The sequence below is a fragment of the Lichenibacterium ramalinae genome (assembly GCF_004137085.1).
GTDB classification, from domain to species: Bacteria; Pseudomonadota; Alphaproteobacteria; order Rhizobiales; family Beijerinckiaceae; genus Lichenihabitans; species Lichenihabitans ramalinae.
In genome coordinates, this window is the sequence record NZ_QYBC01000034.1 from 1 (window position 1) to 16,084 (window position 16,084).

The following is a 16,084-nucleotide window of genomic DNA, read 5'->3' on the forward strand; positions in this document are numbered from 1 at the left end:
GCCACACACGAGCCTCGGCGCAAAACCACCCGTCAGCCGCCTCGCACTCGACAAGGACAACCTATTGAGGCTCCACATCTAGCTCGCCGCGGTCCGGGCCTTCAGCGCCTGCGCCAGCACGCCACCGGCCATCACAAGGACGGCACCGACCAGGCTCTCGAACGTCGGCGTGGCATGCAGCACGAGGGCGTCGAGCATCATGGCCCAGAGCAATCCGCAAAACTGCCACGGCGCCAGGCGCGACGCCTCGCTCCGGTGAAGGGCTGCCGCGATGCTCGCCAGTGCGGCCGTCTGGACGACCGCCACGGCCACGGTGAGCCCGACGGAGCTGAGGTCGAGGCTTCGCCAATCGGCCGCGACCGGCACGGCCAGCAGAACAACGCCGACCAGAGCGACCTGCATGAGCGTGTCGAGCGTGGTGGCGACGTCGCGGAGCCGTCGGATGAGGACCTGGTACACGGCATAGGTCAGCGCGCCCCCGAAGGCCGCCACGATGCCGAACAGGCTGGCCTCCCCGCCCGGCTTCACGATCAGCAGCATGCCGACGAAGCCGACGACAGTCCCGAGCCACCGACCGAGCGACACCCGCTCGTGCAGAAAGAGGCCGCCGAGCAAAGCCAGGAGAAGCGGTGCCGTGAAGCCCAGGGCCGAAGCGCTGGTGACGGACAGGAGGCTGTAGGCCAAGACGGCGAGCGCGTTCGACGCGACGAGCGCCGCCGCCGCCGCTCTCTGCTCCCACGCCTTCTCGGGCCGCAACAGGCCGCCCCACGTCATCCGGTTCCCCGGCCAGGAGATCGCGACGAGGCCGACCAGAAGGATCACGACGCAGCGGAGGAAGGTGACCTGCAACGGGCTCATGCCATGATGGGCCACCAGGATCTTGGAGAGTGCGTAGCCCAGGACGTAGAGAAGCCCCGAGAGGAGTGTCAGCCCCACGGCGACCGACGTCATCGAGGTCTGCTGCGGTTTTTTTCCGGTCTTCAATGCTGTCCAGCCCTGGTTTCGACGCTATCGGGATCGGCTCGGTGTGGCGCAATCGTCGCGGCGTGTCCCCCGTAAAGGCGTCCGGGACGGCCGGAGCGCATCGATGCGACCGGCAGCAGCCCACGGGCCTCGACGGCGTGAGGGTTCATGAGAGGGAGCGCGCAGAAAGGGACCGCGCGCGCCGTTGTCCGGCGATCCACCCTACGACCGACCACGACCGCCCTGCCGGCGCCATCGCCGATGAGGGACGACGCGTGCCAGGGCTCATGCCGCTTTGGTGCTGAGGTGCGTATCGCTGAAGGAGCCCGGGCGCTTGAGGCCGAAGCCGAGAGCCCGATCCAAAGCGATATGGGCCACCCAGATCAGCGCGACGGCAAACAGCAGCGGGACACCGGTCAGCCAGCCGGCGAGCGCCAGGGCGCCGGGCACGAGATAGGTGTGGGCCGAGTTGTAGAGGGCGGCACCGAACTCCGCATCGATGCGATAGCCCAGCATGGACAGGTCGGGCAGCAGCAGCAGGAGCGCGAACAGATGCCAGTCGCCGTTCAGGACGACGTAGCCCGAAACGGCGCCGATGAACGCGGCTGCGCCCTCGGCGCGCAGCAGCAGCGTCGTCCCTCTCGAGCGTGACGCCGAGGTGGCGAGGGCGCGGGTGTCGAGGGCGGTATCGATCATGTGGAAGCCTCCTTGCGCCTCCTGTGTGCCCGACGGACCCCGCCTGGCACAATTGATAGAAGGTGCCGATCGGGTGTACGGAAAGTGATGAAGCCCGACACGCTGGACTGGACGCTCTGCCGAACCTTCCTGCACATCCTGGAGGGTGGGAGCCTGTCGGCGGCGGCGCGGCATCTGGGCTTCTCGCACGTCACCGTGCGCCGTCACCTCGAAGCCCTGGAAGGGGTCTTGGGCGGCCCGCTCTTCACGCGCTCCCCGACGGGTCTCCTGGCCACCGACCTCGCCCATCGGATCGCTCCCGCCGCGCGCTCCATGGCGGCGGCGGCGGCGAGCCTCACCCGCACGGCCACGACGGACCAGGAGGCCATCGGCGGCACGGTCCGTATCGCGGCGAGCGAGGTGGTGGGCGGCGAGGTCCTGCCGCCGATGCTCATGGAGTTGCGACGCGCCCATCCCGCGCTGCGCTTCGAACTCGCGTTGTCCGACGTCCCCGAGGACATCCTGCGCCGCGACGCGGACGTGGCCGTCCGCATGATGGAACCGACGCAGGCCAGCCTCGTGGCGCGCCGGGTCGGCTCCGTCCCGCTCGGGCTCTACGCCGAGGCACGTTGGATCGACGCCAACGGTTTGCCGGCCGACGCCGCGGCCCTCCTCGCCACCCGCGCCCTGATCGGCCAGGACCGCCGGACGGAATACCTGGCGGCCCTGGCGGCCTGCGGTGTGGGCGCTTCGCGGCACCACCTGGGATTTGCGTCGGACAGTGCCTTGGCCCAGCTCGCGGCCCTCCGGGCCGGGCTCGGCATCGGCGTCATGCAGGTGCCGATGGCCTGCCGCGCGCCGTCCCTGGTCCGGGTGCTCCCCGAGATCGAGTTCGCCCTGGAGATGTGGCTGGTGACCCATCCGGACCTGCGACACGCAGCCCGTATCCGGGTGGTCATGGAGGCACTCGCTTCGGAGCTCCAAGGCTACCTGCAGGGTCGTCGAAACACTTGGACAGGGGGGCGGGACCGCCCTCCTCAACCCGGCACCACGACCTTCCCGCCCGGCCCGATCCTTTTGCAACCCTGATGCGTTACGCTCCGGGGTCGGGCCCAACCGCATCGACCCGGACGCGTGCAGATCGAGATCGGCCCCGGGGACAGATGAACGTCATCGAGCTTGCGCGCGCGTTCCTCGACGACGCGCCGATCGGCATCGTCATCACCGATGCGCAGCCAGCGAAGCCTGGGCCGATCATCCTCTATGCCAATGCGGCATTCGGAGCGCTGACGGGACGGGACGTCGACGGATTGATCGGCCTCACCCCGCGGTTCATGCAGGGCCGTGAAACCCGGCGCTCGTCGCTGGACGACTTCGCCCGGGCTCTCGCCGGCGGAGACCGTTACCACGGTTACCTCACCAACTATCGCGGCGACGGCAGCAAGTATCGCGTCGAGATCGACTGCCGACCGCTGCGCGGCGCCGACGGACAGGTCGAGCACTTCCTGTCCTTCGAGCGCGAGGTCGTCCGCAGAGTGGGACGTCCGGCATCGGGTTCCGCGGGCCGCTATGAGCCGACCAGCGTAAGTAACGATCTGTTAACCGCCCCGCTTCGCGCCCTGGGCGCATTCGCCGTCACCGAAGGCCCGCCTTGAGACCCTGACGGGAAAACCGACCGGCGGACTTCAGCGAAATAACATCGTTGAATGTCTTTGTTTAAGGCCGCCGACCTTGGCAATTAGGGACTAATTAGCGTTTTTGAGGTGTCTTTGACGGCAAGACCGATGTCGTTCGTTCCATCCTTCCAGCCCGACATCGCCGCCAGGAGCTGGTCGTGGGCCCCTCGATGATCAATCATGAACCGTCTCGCCTGGCTGCCCTCATGCAGCTCGATCTGCTGGACACACCTGCAAGCGAGAGTTTCGACCGCATCACCCGCATGGCGAGCCAGATCTTCGACCTGCCGATCGCCGCCGTGTCGCTGACCGACACCGACCGGCAATGGTTCAAGTCCCGGGTCGGCGTCGAGCACCGCGAAGTCCCACGCGTGGGAGCCCCCTGCGCGCAGGTCGCCGAAACCTGCGACATCCTGGTCATCGAGGATTTCGAGACCGATGACGTGTATCGCGACTCGGTGCTGGGCCGGGCCGGCATCCGCTTCTACGCCGGCGCTCCTCTGGTGACGCGGGATGGCTTCGGGCTCGGGGCCATGTGCGTGCTGGGGACCTCGCCCCGCACCGTCAAGGGATCGGAACTGGCGGCCCTGCGCGACCTCGCCGCCATGGTGATGTCCCAGATCGAGCTTCAGCACGCCTTCGGACGGATCGACCCGATCAGTGCCCTGCCGAACCGGACGCAGTTCCTCGAGGACCTCGCCGACCTCGCACGAGACGAGGGGACGGGGCGGCGGCGGATCGTGTCCCTGCTGGATCTCATGGCCGTGGACCAGCTCAATCACACGCAGCGCGTCATGGGGCCGGCCGCCATCGACGCGATCATCAGGGTCGCGGCGCGGAACCTGCGGATCCTGATCGGACCGCAGCGCAAGGCCTACCACGTGGGCGCGAGCCAGTTCGCCTGCCTGGCGCCCGACGGCGTCGACGAGACCGACTACCTGGACATGGTGCGGGCCAAGACGGAACAGTTCCGCAAGCTCGGCGGCGAGGACGTGCTGGGCACGACCGTGATCGGGGTGGCGCCCTTCGTCCTCGGCGAGGTCGCTCCGTCCGACGTGCTGCGGATCGCGCAGGGCGCCGCGCAGGACGCTCGCGCGACGGGCCTTCCCTTCCACTCCCATTCGGCGACCTCCGACAAGGCCTTCCGGCGCAGTTTCGCCTTGCTGCGCGATTTCGAGGTCGCGCTCGCCGCGTCCTCGGACCTTCGCCTCGTCTACCAGCCTCGGATCGACCTCGCTTCGGGGCAATGCCTCGGCGCCGAAGCCCTGCTGCGCTGGACCCATCCGACGCTCGGCCCGATCGGGCCGAGCGAGTTCATCCCCCTCATCGAACGCATGTCCCTGGCGACCCCCACGACCGCCTGGGTCATCGAGACGGCGGTGGCTCAGATCGCGAGCTGGCGCGAGGCGGGCCTCGACCTCACCGTCTCGGTCAACATCTCCTCGGCCAACCTGCACGACAGCGGCTTCGCCGACAGCGTGAAGGCGGTGCTGCGTCGCCATGGCGTCCCCCCGACCGTCATCGAACTGGAGGTGACCGAGACGGCCATCATGAACGATGCGGAACTGGCCCTCACCCAGCTGAACCAGCTGGCCGAAGCGGGGATCCGCCTGGCCATCGACGATTTCGGCACCGGCTACAGCAGCCTCTCCTACCTGCAGCGGCTCCCCATCCATGTCGTGAAGATCGATCGGTCCTTCATCGCTCGGATCGACACCGACCCTCGTCAACTGTCGCTCATCACCATGATGGTCTCGATGGCGAAGCACCTCGGCCATCGCGTGGTGGCGGAGGGCGTCGAGACGCCGGCGGTCCTCGACCGGTTGCGTTCGACGGGATGCGACGAGGTTCAAGGCTATCTCTTCTCCCACCCCCTGCCACCGCAGGACTTCGTCGCATGGACGAAGGTCGGGCGCCGCGACGAGGCACCGGATCGCCGGCTGGCCTGACAGCCGCCGGGTCGACCGGTCGGCCCCGTTGGGCGGTGCGGCCCCACCTGCCGCATCGGTTGCAGGTGAAACCTCCATCGAGATCGTCGAGCGGCAGCCACCGCCTATGGGGTCGCGCCGGCGCCCTCCCGTCGCAGGTCGTTCAGCCTGAACTCGACCCAGTCGGCCAGCTCGGCGACCTTGCTGGCGGCTTCCTGCCCCAAGGCCGTGAGGCTGTACTCGACCCGAGGGGGGACGACAGGATAGCTTTTCCTGAACACCAGCCCATCAGCTTCGAGCTGCTGGAGTGTCTGCGCCAGCATGCGCTCGCTCACGCCGCTGACCTTTCGGCGCAGCTCGCTGAAACGGAGCGTGCCGGCCTGGAGTGCGATCAGGCTCAAGACGCCCCATGTACTGGTCATGTGCTTCAGGATCGTCCGGGATGGGCAGCGGGGTTCGAACACGTCCCCGCGCGCGATGCGATCGGCGAGACGTTGCGATGGCCGGGTCGACATCGATGCTGACCTTTGTGTGCGTACTTACGCTCCGTAAGCTATTTGCTTATGGATCGGCTCGCAAGCACGCCAGGAGAGCACCATGTACGCCGTCACCGGAGCCTCGGGCCAACTCGGCCGGCTCGTCATCGATTCTCTCCTCGTCACGATCGAGCCTGCCGAGATCGTCGCGCTCGTCCGCGATCCGGCGAAGGTCGCCGACCTGGCAATTCGCGGCGTCGAGGTTCGCCGGTTCGATTATGACGATGCCGCGACCCTCGCCGAGGCGCTCACGCATGTCGAACGTCTGCTGTTGGTGTCGTCGAGCGAAGTCGGCCAGCGCGAAGCGCAACACACGGCCGTCATCGCGGCGGCAAAGCAGGCCGGCGTCGGCTTCATCGCCTATACCAGCATCCTCAACGCCGACAGCAGCCCCATCGGCCTCGCGGTCGAGCACCGGGCGACAGAAGCCGCCATCAAACGAAGCGGCCTGACCTACGCCCTGCTGCGCAACGGCTGGTACACGGAAAACTACACCGGCAGTGCCGCGATGGAGATCGCGCACGGCGGCGTCATCGGCAGTTCGGGCGACGGTCGCATCTCGGCCGCAGCGCGGATCGACTATGCGGCCGCGGCGAGCGCGGTCCTGACCGACGAGACGGTGGCGAATGCGACTTTCGAACTGGCTGGCGACGATGGGTTCACGATGGCGGCCTATGCCGCGACGCTTGCGCGGGTGAGCGGGAAGCCCGTCGCCTACACCGACCTGCCCGAGGCGGCCTACCGCGACGCCCTGACCGGCCTGGGCCTGCCGACGCCGCTCGCCGCGATGCTGGCGGAGAGCAGTGCCAATGCAGCGGGCGGCGCCCTGTACAGCGATGCGCGAACCCTCAGCAGCCTGATCGGTCGCCCGACGACGCCGCTGGCGACGAGCGTCGAGGAAGCCGTCGCGGCGTGAACGCGACCGACCTCGCTGCGGCCGGCGTGCCTGTCGCGCCGACGACCACGGTGGGGCGGCACGGTGAGGCGGCATTGCGGGCCGGCGCGCGGCGGGGCCCCTCGCCGCGCCTCACGCGTCCGGTGCCGCATGGCGCGCGATGAGGTCGTCGGCGACCGTCTCGATGATCTCCGTCGCCAAGGCCGGATCAGGAACCACGCGGGACAACACCAGAGACCCGACCATCTCGGCCAGCGCCGACACGGCGCCCGCCCGCTTCCTCTCCGGATCCGTCCCCGGCAGGATGGCGGTCAGCAGCGTGATGTACTGAGCGACGATGTCGCCGAACAACGCGGCCAGATCGCCGTCTCGGTCGCGCGCCGCATCGGAGGCCAGTGCTGCCAGGCTACAGCCATGCCCCGGATCGTCACGATGTTCGGCGGACACGTAGTACCGAACCAGCGCTTCGAACGGCTTGTCATCGGCCGCCACGCGGCTTTCGATGTCCTTGCTCGTATCGGCGAATGCACCCTCGAGCGCTCGCACGATCAGATCGTCCTTGGACTTGAACTGACGGTAGAAGCCGCCGTGCGTCAGACCGGCCTCCTGCATGAGGTCGGCGATGCCGATGCCGTCGATGCCGCGTTCTCGGAACAGGCGTGCCGCCGTGTCGAGAACCCGCTTGCGGTTCTGCTGCACCGCTTCCTTGCTGATCTTCATCGCTCACCTCGCCGTCACCACCGCATGCCAGCTCGAACCTGATCGAGGTCGGTCCCCGCGACGCCGAGCCCTTGACAGGGATGATACCCATAATCATAAACGCGATGATGTCGAACGTCATCATTACCGATGACCTCGCATGGGGAGCGATCATGGCACAAGGACACGGAACGCAGGCCGGCGCTCGGAGGGTGGCACTCGTCACGGGTGCTGCGGGTGGCATCGGCCGGGCGTCGGCCCTCGCGCTGCTTCAGGCGGGATTTGAGGTATTCGGCACGAGTCGGCGGGTCGATGCCGGCGAGGTGCGCGACAGCATCCACATGCTGCCGTGCGACGTGACGCAGGATGACTCGGTGCAAAGGACCGTCGCCGCGGTCCTGGGGATGACAGGGAGCATCGACGTCCTCGTCAACAACGCGGGCCGGTCGTTGATCGGCGCGGCGGAAGAGTCCTCGATCGAACAGGCGCAGGGTCTTTTCGACGTCAACCTGTTCAGCATCGTCCGCACCACGCGCGAGGTGCTGCCCGTCATGCGGAAGCAAGGGCATGGCCGCATCGTCAACATCAGCTCGGTCTTGGGCTTTCTCCCAGGTCCCTACACGGCACTCTATAGCGCGACCAAGCATGCAGTGGAGGGGTACTCGGAGTCGCTCGACCACGAACTGCGCACGCTGGGCATCCGCGTGAGCCTCGTCGCACCGGCCTTCACCCGCACCGCACTCGAGGAGAACGGCGACAAGCCCGACAGGATGTTGCGCGTCTACGATGCCGGCCGTGACGCTGCCAACACGACCTGGAAGCGCGGGATCGCGGCGGGCGATCCGGTGGGGCTGGTCGCCGACAAGGTCGTGCTGGCCGCAACCGAAGCCGAGCCGAGCATCCGCTACACGCCGGGCAAGACCGCGGGGCGGTTCCGTATGATGAGGCGGTTCGTGCCCGAGAAGATGTTCGACAAGAGCTTCCGCAAGCAGATGGGCGTGATCGGCTGAACCCGACGGACTGGCCCCGCCATGGCGTCGCTCGTTCGACGTCGCCAGTCGCCTGACGAGCAGATGACGACCCCGCTTTTCCACTTCGAGGAACCCATGCCATGAAAAACTATCTTTGCCAGTATTTCCCGCCGCGCAACGACTTCCTGTCGAAGATGACGCCGGCCGAAGCCGCGTTGATGAAGGAGCACGGCGCGTGGCAGTCGGCTCTGCTGGAACAGGGCGTCATCGTCGCCCACGGGCCGGTCATCGATCCCAAGGGGAGCTACGGCGTCGCCATCTGGCGGATCGCCGACGACCAGGACATCGCCACGTTGACGGCGGCCGACCCGATCGTCGCGGCCGGGGTCGGTCGCTACGAATGCCACCCCATGCCTCTGCTGAACGCCCGCGGCTGAGGTCGCCCCCGGCCCGGGTGCCGCGGCGCCGTCACCGCACGAGGTTGGCGGCGATCTCGCAGGCCTTGCGGGTGGGGCGGCCCGTCCCGTCGACGAGGCTCGGCTTGGCCATCCAGACCACCACGCCGGCGACGCCGCCGCCCACCGCCTGGTCGATGCCGGGCAGGCCGTCGAGTTGCCCGCGCGACCAGAGCGCCGGGTTCTCGGAGGACCAGACCGGACGCTCGCCGGCCAGGGCGACGAGCGCGCTCCAGGCCTGGACGGTCGCGCTCGCGTCGCGGTCGGCGTTGTGCGAGCCGACGATGTCGAACAGCGCCACCGTGCCGGGGTCCCGGGCGAGGCTCGTCACCGAACGGCCGACGTGCTGCCGGTCGGGGCCCATCAGCAGCACCGGCACGGAGAGCCTGGCCCGCAGCAGCCGGGTGATGGCGGCGATGCGGTGGTTGTCGAGCGCGGCCTCGTTGAACGGCGACAGGACGTCGGGCCGGAAGGCCGCCGCATAGGCGGCGAGCCAGGCGGCATAGCGTTCGTCGGTCCAGCCCGCGAAGGGCTTCATGCCGACCGACATGGGACTGGCATAGATGGCGAGGCCGAGGCTGCGCGCATAGGCCAGCACGTCGGCGTAGAGCGGCGGATAATCGGTCGCCACCGCATAGCTCGGCACGACCGGCAGGCGGATGCCGTTGACGCCGACGGCCCCGGCCAGCCCGTCCAGCACGGCCCGGTAGTTCAGGCGCGTCAGGGCCGTGGCGGGCGAATACAGCTCGTGTTCGGGGAAGGAGGTCTTGAGGTCGGCGATGTAATGGCCGACCCGCCCGGCGTAGCGCCGGGCCGCGAGGCTCCCGGCGCCGGCGCCGCCGCAGGGTGCGGACGGCTGGGCGGGCGCGGCCCCGGTGGCCAGGAACCCGAGCCCGAGCGTCGCCGCCGCCAGGATCCGCCGTGCCGGAGGTGTCAGGGGCATCCGGTCCTCCGGCGTCAAAGCAGGGCCAGGGCATTGGCGACGTCCCCGCCCCCCTGCCCCAACACGTCGAAGACGACGGGATCGATGCCGCCGCGCACCAGCAGGTCGACGACGCCGCGCCGGCGCGCCCGCACCTCGTCCAACGCCGCGAGCCGCTCGGCTTCGAGCGCTTCGGGGGTGATGTCGATCCGCAGGCCCAGGCAGGTTTCGAGGCGGCTGAGCCAGTCGGGCCCGATCTTGCGGGGGTCGAACTTCTGCGCCCAGCCCTTCGGCCGGGCCTCGCCGGCGGCCTTGAACCGCCGCTCGGCGGCGTGGCCCTGCTGCTGGAACGCCTTCAGGAACACGCGGAAGCGGTTCGCCGCCGCCTCGGGCGGCACGTCGGCCAGCACCCCGGGGTCGAAGGCGCTGCCGAGGGCCGGGTGCTGGCCGCCGAGCGCCTCGGAGAAGGCCACCAGCGGGTCGCCGCCGAGTTGCGCCAGGCGGATGTCGGTGCGCTCGGCGATGGCCTCGGCGACGGGGCCGCCCTGCTCGGCGCGGAGCAGGAAGCCCGAGGTCAGGGCCGGCTCGGCCCGCACCACGTCGGTGAGGAAGTCGATGCCCGACATGTTGCGCATCTCGACGTCGCCCTCGCCGTAGCTGGCGAAATCCGCCGCCCCGCCGGCGAATTCGATGGCGGCGGGATGGAACAGCTGCCCGTGCAGGCGGACGCCCGCCGCCCGCGACAGCACCCGGTGGGCGAAGCCGAGCTCCGCCGTGCTGGTGCCGATCACGGCGAAGCAGGGCTTGGACACGCGCCGCGCGCCCGCCCCCCAGGCTCGCTCGCCACCGCCCGCCAGCGGCCGGTTCGGTGGCCCGTCGCGGTGGGCCAGGCGCCAATCGTCGTATTCGCTGGAGCGCAGGCCGACATCCTCGTCGATGAAGGGCTTGGCCTGCCGGTCGCCGCGCCAGAAGGCGTCGAGGAGGTCGCGCAGGCCCATGTCGTGCGCCGACAGCTTGCGCGCCATGAAGAAGCGCTGGCGCGTCAGGTAGTCGAGGTGGTCGGCGTGGTAGACGACCGGGTAGCCGTAGTCGGTGAACTGGTAGAGGGTCAGCGGGCAGTTGATGATGCGGTGGTCGGGCGCGACCTGCCGCACCAGCGTCTGGAAGAACAGCTCGTCGGGCACGAGCGTGGTGCGGAAGAAGGCCAGGACGTCCGGCTGGCGGGCGATCGCCATGATGGCTTCGAGGGTCGGCCAGGTCAGCACCCACCATTGCGAGCCGAGATGCGGGACCATGTCGCGCACGAAGCGGCGCTTCAGCCCCAGCCGGCGCTGCAGCCTGAACATCCGGTCGGTCAGGTGGGGCCGCTCGCGCCAGTTGAAGTACCAGCGATACTGGTAGCGCTCGCGCTGCGGGCCGCTCTTCACCCACTTCACGGTGTCGGAGGGCACGCTCTCGATGAACTCGTCGCCGCGGTTGCGGTCGAGGAAGCCCTCGAGGTGGGCGGCATCGCGGATGGGATAGTCCATCGCGCTCATCAGGTAGACGTAGTCGGGCGCCCAGCCGGCCTCGGCGATGGCCTCGACGGCATTGAGCGTCGCCTGCACGACCGACCACTCGCCCCAGCCGACCGCGACGCGCCGGGCGAACCGCAGCCGGTCCCCGAGGTCGGCGAGGCCGTCGCGCAGGGCGGCAAATTCCGCGTCGGGCACCTTGGCGTCGTAGTGGATGACGATGCGGTGCCCGGTCGCCGTCATGGTCCGGGCGACGCGCGACACCAGTGCAGAGGCATTGTGGGCCAGCAGCACGAAGACGATCTGCACCCGTTCCCCCCTTCGTGGCTTGCGCCGCCGAGCCGGCCCCCGACGCCCTCATGCACCGCCCGGCCGCAAAGGTACACCCTCCGATGGTCGAACGGCCTCGTGGCGGGGTCGGGGGTCGACCGATGGTCCCCGGCGGTCGCCGGCACGGCCGCCGGGGCGGCCTCGGGCAGCCCCGATGCTCCCCACGGCCACAGTCGCGGCGGCGTCGCGCCGCTGAACCCCGGCCGGCCCCACGGGGTTCAGTACCGGGACCCGGCGGGCGGGCGAGGAGGCGATGCGATGGCGAGCGACGGACAGAGCGAGGTGACCCTCAACGACGGGCGGCGCATGCCGCAGCTCGGGCTCGGCGTGTGGCGCACCCCGGCCGACGATGCCGCGCGCGTCGTTGCGGCGGCGCTGGATGCCGGCTACCAGGCCGTCGACACCGCCTCGGCCTACAAGAACGAGGATGGGGTCGGCCAGGCGCTGGCGGGGCGGGACACGTTCCTCACCACCAAGCTGTGGAACGACGACCAGGGCTACGACGAGGCGCTCCGGGCCTTCGACGCCAGCGCCAAGCGGCTCGGGCGCGACAGCGTCGACCTCTACCTCATCCACTGGCCGGCCCCCAAGAAGGGCCGCTTCGTCGACAGCTGGAAGGCCCTGGTGCGGCTGCAGCGGGAAGGGCGGGCGAAGTCGATCGGCGTGTCGAACTTCACCGAGGATCACCTGACGCGCATCATCGACGAGACCGGCGTGACGCCGGCCGTGAACCAGATCGAGCTGCACCCGCGCTTCCAGCAGACGGCGCTGCGGGCCTTCCACGCGCGGCACGGCATCCAGACCGAGTCGTGGAGCCCGCTCGGCCAGGGCCAGCTGCTCGAGGACCCGGCGCTCGGCGACATCGCCCGCCGCACCGGCAAGTCCCCCGCCCAGGTGATCATCCGCTGGCACCTCGATTCGGGGCTCATCGTCATCCCCAAGACGGTGAACCCGGAGCGGCTGAAGCAGAACATCGCGGTCTTCGACTTCGCGCTCGACGCGGCCGCCATGGAGGCGATCGCGGGCCTCGACTCGCCCGAGGGCCGCATCGGACCCGACCCCATGACGGCGACCTTCTGAGCCACGGCGCCGCGGGGCGACGCCCCGCGGCCAACGTCGGCCCTGGCGACGCCCCTCAGAGCAGCGTCTTCGCCAGCATCATGTGCACGCCCTTGTTGCCGTCGACGAGCTGGGTGACCCGCAGGTCGCCGGCGAGCGAGCACAGCATGTAGGCCTGGTTCCGGGTGAGGGCGGTGCGGCGGCACACGTGGTCCACCATCTCGCGCACGGCCTGCTTGGCGGCGTCGTCGAGGTCCTCGTCGAGGCCGATCGACAGGAGGTGCGTGGGGGTCTCGGCGAAGGGCCGCGCGATGGCGATGTCCTTGCGCACCGTCAGCCGGAACGTGCCGGTGACGCCGGTCTCCAGCGCCGTGATGCAGACTTCGCCGTCGCCCTGCACGCCGTGGCCGTCGCCCGCCATGAAGAGCGCGCCGGGCGCGAAGACCGGCAGGTAGAGCGTCGTGCCGGCCTTGAGTTCCTTGTTGTCCATGTTGCCGCCGAAGGCGCGCGGCACGGCGGAGCCGCAGGCGCCCCAGGCGGGCGGCGGCGCCACCGCCATGATGCCGAAGAAGGGCGCGAGCGGGATCTCGGTGCCCCAGGGCATGATGCAGACCTGGCGGGCGTGGTCCACCGCGGGATGGATCGTCTCGTAGTCGGTGAACTCGTCCGGCAGCGTGCCGAGCAGCGGCAGGATCGACACGAAGCCCCAGTCCTGGCTGACCGTCACGTCGAGGATGTCGACCTGCAGCGTGTCGCCCGGCTCGGCGCCCTCGACGAAGACGGGCCCGGTCATGAAATGCGGCCCCTTCTGCACCAGGGCGTCGAGCGCCGCCGCATAGGCGGGCGGCACGGTGGCGGCGTCGGCCGGCAGGCTCGCCTTGCCGCCCGCCGGGAAGGACCCGAGCGTGACGGTGTCGCCCGACTGCACGCGCAGCACGGGCGGCTGGGCGGCGTCGAGCGTGCCCCAGACCATGTGGTCGTGGGTGACGGGGATGTCGTGATGCGTCGGCATGGTGGTGGATTTCCCTTGCGGTGGCGGAGGTTGGATGGCTTTCGCCATGTCGACCAGCATCTCTCCGGCTCGGCTCGGATGAGGGCGGCGCCCGGTCTCGGCGAAGCCGCACCGGCGATAGAGCGCGAGGTTCCCGAGCATGCGGGCGTTGGTGTAGAGGCGCAGGGTCCCGCAGCCCTCGGCGGCGGCCCGGTCACCGGCGAAAGCCAGGAGGCACTTGGCGAAGCCTCGGCCCTGGTGGTCCGGATGAACGGCGACGCTGTAGACCAGGAGGTCCGGCCCGGTCCGCTCCAGGACGATGAGGCCCACGGTGCGCCCCGCCGCGGCGAGGAGCCAGACCTGCCCGCGCGCGATGCGCGGGGCATGGTCTTCGGTGGCGGGCTTCGGGACGGCGCCGATGACCGGCAGATAGGCGGGCGTATAGGCGGCGGCGCTGATCGACTGCACGGCATCGAGGTCGGCCGGCCCGGCCGGCCCGATGGAGATGCCCGCGTCGGTCATGCCGTCACCGCCCCGCCGCGTAGCCCTGCATGCCGCGCGGGTTGGCGGCGGCGCGCAGCAGCCCGTCCGGGTCGCGCGAGGCGGCGACGAGGCGCCCCTCGGACCAGGCGTCCCCCACCTCGACCGCGTGGCCGCGGCGGCGCAGCTCCGCCACCGTCGAGTCCGGCAGGCGGCTCTCGACGACGAGGCGGTTGGGCCGCGACTTGCGGGGCCAGAAGGACGAGGGGAAATGCTCGGAATGCCAGGCCGGCGCGTCGATGGCCTCCTGCAGGTTCATCCCGGCATGGACGTGGCGCAGGAAGAACTGCGGGATCCACTGGTCCTGCTGGTCGCCGCCCGGCGTGCCCCAGGCGAGGAAGGGTTTGCCGTCGCGCAAAGCGAGCGTGGGCGACAGGGTGGTGCGCGGCCGGCGGCCGGGCGCGAGGCTGGAGGGGCGCCCCTCCTCCAGCCAGAACATCTGGGCCCGGGTGCCGAGGCCGAAGCCGAGGCTCGGGATGACGGGCGAGGATTGCAGCCAGCCGCCGGACGGCGTCGCCGCCACCATGTTGCCGTGGCGGTCGATGACGTCGAAATGCACCGTGTCGCCGCGCGTGGTGCCGAGCCGGCCCACCGTGGGCTCGCCGGCCCCCGACGCCCCCACCGCCACCCGGCCCTCGTCGGTGGCGCGGGCGTCGACGGCGGCGCCGAAGCCCGGGATCGTGCCGGGGCGCAGCTCCGCCGAGGCGGACTCGCCGATCAGCGCCCGCCGCTCGGCATTGTAGGCCTCCGACAGCAGCACGTCGCCCGGCACCGGCACGTGGTCGGGGTCGCCGTAGAAGGCTTCGCGGTCGGCGAAGGCGAGCTTGGAGGCTTCCACCACGAGGTGGATGAAGTCCGGGCCGGCGGGGTCGAGCCGGTCGAGGTCGAAGCCCTTGAGCAGGGCCAGCTGCTGGAGGGCGACCGGCCCCTGCGACCAGAACCCGGCCTTCAGCACCCGGTAGCGCCCGTAGTCGAGCCCGACCGGCGCCTCGACGGTGGCGCTCCAGCCCGCCATGTCCTGGCCGGTCAGCACGCCGTGATGGGCGCGGCCCGACACGTCCATGACGGCATCGTCGCGGCACCAGCGGTCGATGGCATCCGCCACGAACCCCTCGCGCCAGGCCCGGCGGGCCGCCGCGATCTGCGCCTCGCGCCCGCCGCCCGCGGCCTCGGCCTCGCGGCAGATGCGCTCGTAGGTGTCGGCCAGCGCCGGGTTGCGGAACAGCGTGCCGGGCAGCGGCACGTCGCCGCCCGGCAGGTAGACGGCGGCCGATGTCGTCCAATGGTCGCGGAACAGATCCGCCACCGTGGCGATCGTGGCCGAGGTCCGCTCGACGATGGGGTGGCCGTGCCGGGCATAGTGGATGGCGGGGGCCAGCACGTCGCGGACCGGGAGCGTGCCGTGCCGCTCCAGCATCAGCATCAGGGCGTCGAAGGTGCCGGGCACGCAGGCCGCCAGCTGGCCCGTGCCGGGGATGAGGTCGAGCCCGAGGGAGCGGCAATGCGCGATCGTCAGCCCGGCCGGCGCCGGGCCCTGGCCGCAGACCACCTCGGCCGCCTCCGCCCCCGCCGCGTGCAGGATCAGCGGCGCGTCGCCGGCGGGGCCGTTGAGGTGCGGCTCCACGACCTGCAGCGTGAAGGCGGCGGCGCAGCCGGCGTCGAAGGCGTTGCCGCCCCGCTCCAGGATCGACATGCCGACCGCGGTGGCGATCCAATGCGTCGTGGCCACGACGCCGAAGGTGCCCTGGATCTCGGGGCGGGTGGTGAAGCGGCCGGGGTTGATGTTGCTCATGGGTGGCGGCTCTGGGAAGGGACCGGGGATGTCGGCTGGAAGGCGTCGGGGTTCGGCATCGCGTCTGGCGGCGGCGGCGAGGCGCCGTCACGCGTCGGCACGGCGGCTCGGTGTGCGTCCGGATCGCCGAGGAAAGCC

The 16,084-nt window shown here is 70.3% G+C and carries 15 protein-coding genes and 1 pseudogene; 7 read left to right on the forward strand and 9 right to left on the reverse strand.

Annotation, left to right across the window (positions count from 1 at the left end; all coding sequences use genetic code 11):
- Window positions 1–78 precede the first annotated feature (78 nt).
- Together D3272_RS25340 and D3272_RS25345 are read right to left on the reverse strand one after the other, a co-directional pair.
- A complete protein-coding gene (locus D3272_RS25340) occupies window positions 79–951 on the reverse strand; it encodes a DMT family transporter (protein WP_129222019.1) in 873 nt (290 codons plus the stop codon).
- Window positions 952–1,248: 297 nt separating this feature from the next.
- On the reverse strand, window positions 1,249–1,659 hold the full coding sequence (locus D3272_RS25345) for a DUF4260 family protein (RefSeq protein ID WP_129222020.1): 411 nt from the start codon (window positions 1,657–1,659) through the stop codon (window positions 1,249–1,251).
- A gap of 87 nt (window positions 1,660–1,746) precedes the next feature.
- Between D3272_RS25345 and D3272_RS25350 the strand changes: the two genes are divergently transcribed.
- The 3 genes from D3272_RS25350 to D3272_RS25360 all read left to right on the forward strand — a co-directional run bounded on the left by D3272_RS25350 (window position 1,747) and on the right by D3272_RS25360 (window position 5,263).
- The gene (locus tag D3272_RS25350) at window positions 1,747–2,727 is read left to right on the forward strand and encodes a LysR family transcriptional regulator (RefSeq protein WP_129222021.1); all 981 of its coding nucleotides are present in this window, start codon (window positions 1,747–1,749) and stop codon (window positions 2,725–2,727) included.
- Window positions 2,728–2,801: 74 nt separating this feature from the next.
- Window positions 2,802–3,293, forward strand: a complete 492-nt coding sequence (locus D3272_RS25355) for a PAS domain-containing protein (protein WP_165361530.1) — start codon at window positions 2,802–2,804, stop codon at window positions 3,291–3,293.
- Between the two features lie 227 nt (window positions 3,294–3,520).
- Window positions 3,521–5,263 (forward strand): putative bifunctional diguanylate cyclase/phosphodiesterase, encoded by a 1,743-nt coding sequence (locus D3272_RS25360; RefSeq protein WP_245496790.1) that lies wholly within the window; start codon window positions 3,521–3,523, stop codon window positions 5,261–5,263.
- A gap of 104 nt (window positions 5,264–5,367) precedes the next feature.
- Here the strand turns inward: D3272_RS25360 and D3272_RS25365 are convergent, their stop codons facing one another.
- The gene (locus D3272_RS25365) at window positions 5,368–5,664 is read right to left on the reverse strand and encodes a winged helix-turn-helix transcriptional regulator (RefSeq protein ID WP_342634202.1); all 297 of its coding nucleotides are present in this window, start codon (window positions 5,662–5,664) and stop codon (window positions 5,368–5,370) included.
- A 175-nt stretch (window positions 5,665–5,839) separates the two neighbouring features.
- On the opposite strand from D3272_RS25365, the gene D3272_RS25370 reads away from it, so the two are divergent.
- Window positions 5,840–6,694, forward strand: a complete 855-nt coding sequence (locus tag D3272_RS25370) for an SDR family oxidoreductase (protein ID WP_129222025.1) — start codon at window positions 5,840–5,842, stop codon at window positions 6,692–6,694.
- Window positions 6,695–6,805: 111 nt separating this feature from the next.
- Here D3272_RS25370 and D3272_RS25375 read toward each other — a convergent pair whose 3' ends face one another.
- The gene (locus D3272_RS25375; RefSeq protein WP_129222026.1) at window positions 6,806–7,393 is read right to left on the reverse strand and encodes a TetR/AcrR family transcriptional regulator; all 588 of its coding nucleotides are present in this window, start codon (window positions 7,391–7,393) and stop codon (window positions 6,806–6,808) included.
- Between the two features lie 152 nt (window positions 7,394–7,545).
- Here D3272_RS25375 and D3272_RS25380 point away from each other — a divergent pair, with 152 nt between their 5' ends.
- Both D3272_RS25380 and D3272_RS25385 read left to right on the forward strand, forming a co-directional pair.
- On the forward strand, window positions 7,546–8,382 hold the full coding sequence (locus tag D3272_RS25380; RefSeq protein WP_129222051.1) for an oxidoreductase: 837 nt from the start codon (window positions 7,546–7,548) through the stop codon (window positions 8,380–8,382).
- Window positions 8,383–8,483: 101 nt separating this feature from the next.
- Complete coding sequence (locus D3272_RS25385) at window positions 8,484–8,780, forward strand: YciI family protein (protein WP_129222027.1); 297 nt, start codon at window positions 8,484–8,486, stop codon at window positions 8,778–8,780.
- 31 nt (window positions 8,781–8,811) lie between these two features.
- Here the strand turns inward: D3272_RS25385 and D3272_RS25390 are convergent, their stop codons facing one another.
- Together D3272_RS25390 and D3272_RS25395 are read right to left on the reverse strand one after the other, a co-directional pair.
- A complete protein-coding gene (locus D3272_RS25390) occupies window positions 8,812–9,741 on the reverse strand; it encodes a hypothetical protein (RefSeq protein WP_129222028.1) in 930 nt (309 codons plus the stop codon).
- A 14-nt stretch (window positions 9,742–9,755) separates the two neighbouring features.
- Window positions 9,756–11,543, reverse strand: a complete 1,788-nt coding sequence (locus tag D3272_RS25395) for a beta-1,6-N-acetylglucosaminyltransferase (RefSeq protein WP_129222029.1) — start codon at window positions 11,541–11,543, stop codon at window positions 9,756–9,758.
- Window positions 11,544–11,822: 279 nt separating this feature from the next.
- On the opposite strand from D3272_RS25395, the gene D3272_RS25400 reads away from it, so the two are divergent.
- The gene (locus D3272_RS25400) at window positions 11,823–12,644 is read left to right on the forward strand and encodes an aldo/keto reductase (protein ID WP_129222030.1); all 822 of its coding nucleotides are present in this window, start codon (window positions 11,823–11,825) and stop codon (window positions 12,642–12,644) included.
- 55 nt (window positions 12,645–12,699) lie between these two features.
- Here D3272_RS25400 and D3272_RS25405 read toward each other — a convergent pair whose 3' ends face one another.
- The 3 genes and pseudogenes from D3272_RS25405 to D3272_RS25410 form a co-directional block, all read right to left on the reverse strand.
- Window positions 12,700–13,635: an acetamidase/formamidase family protein gene (locus D3272_RS25405; RefSeq protein ID WP_207210312.1), complete on the reverse strand. Its 936-nt coding sequence runs from the start codon at window positions 13,633–13,635 to the stop codon at window positions 12,700–12,702.
- A 51-nt stretch (window positions 13,636–13,686) separates the two neighbouring features.
- A pseudogene (locus D3272_RS27770) lies at window positions 13,687–14,136 on the reverse strand (GNAT family N-acetyltransferase); the annotation flags it as partial.
- A 4-nt stretch (window positions 14,137–14,140) separates the two neighbouring features.
- Entirely contained in the window at window positions 14,141–15,946 is a 1,806-nt protein-coding gene (locus D3272_RS25410) for a gamma-glutamyltransferase family protein (RefSeq protein ID WP_129222032.1), read from the reverse strand.
- Between the last annotated feature and the right edge of the window lie 138 nt (window positions 15,947–16,084).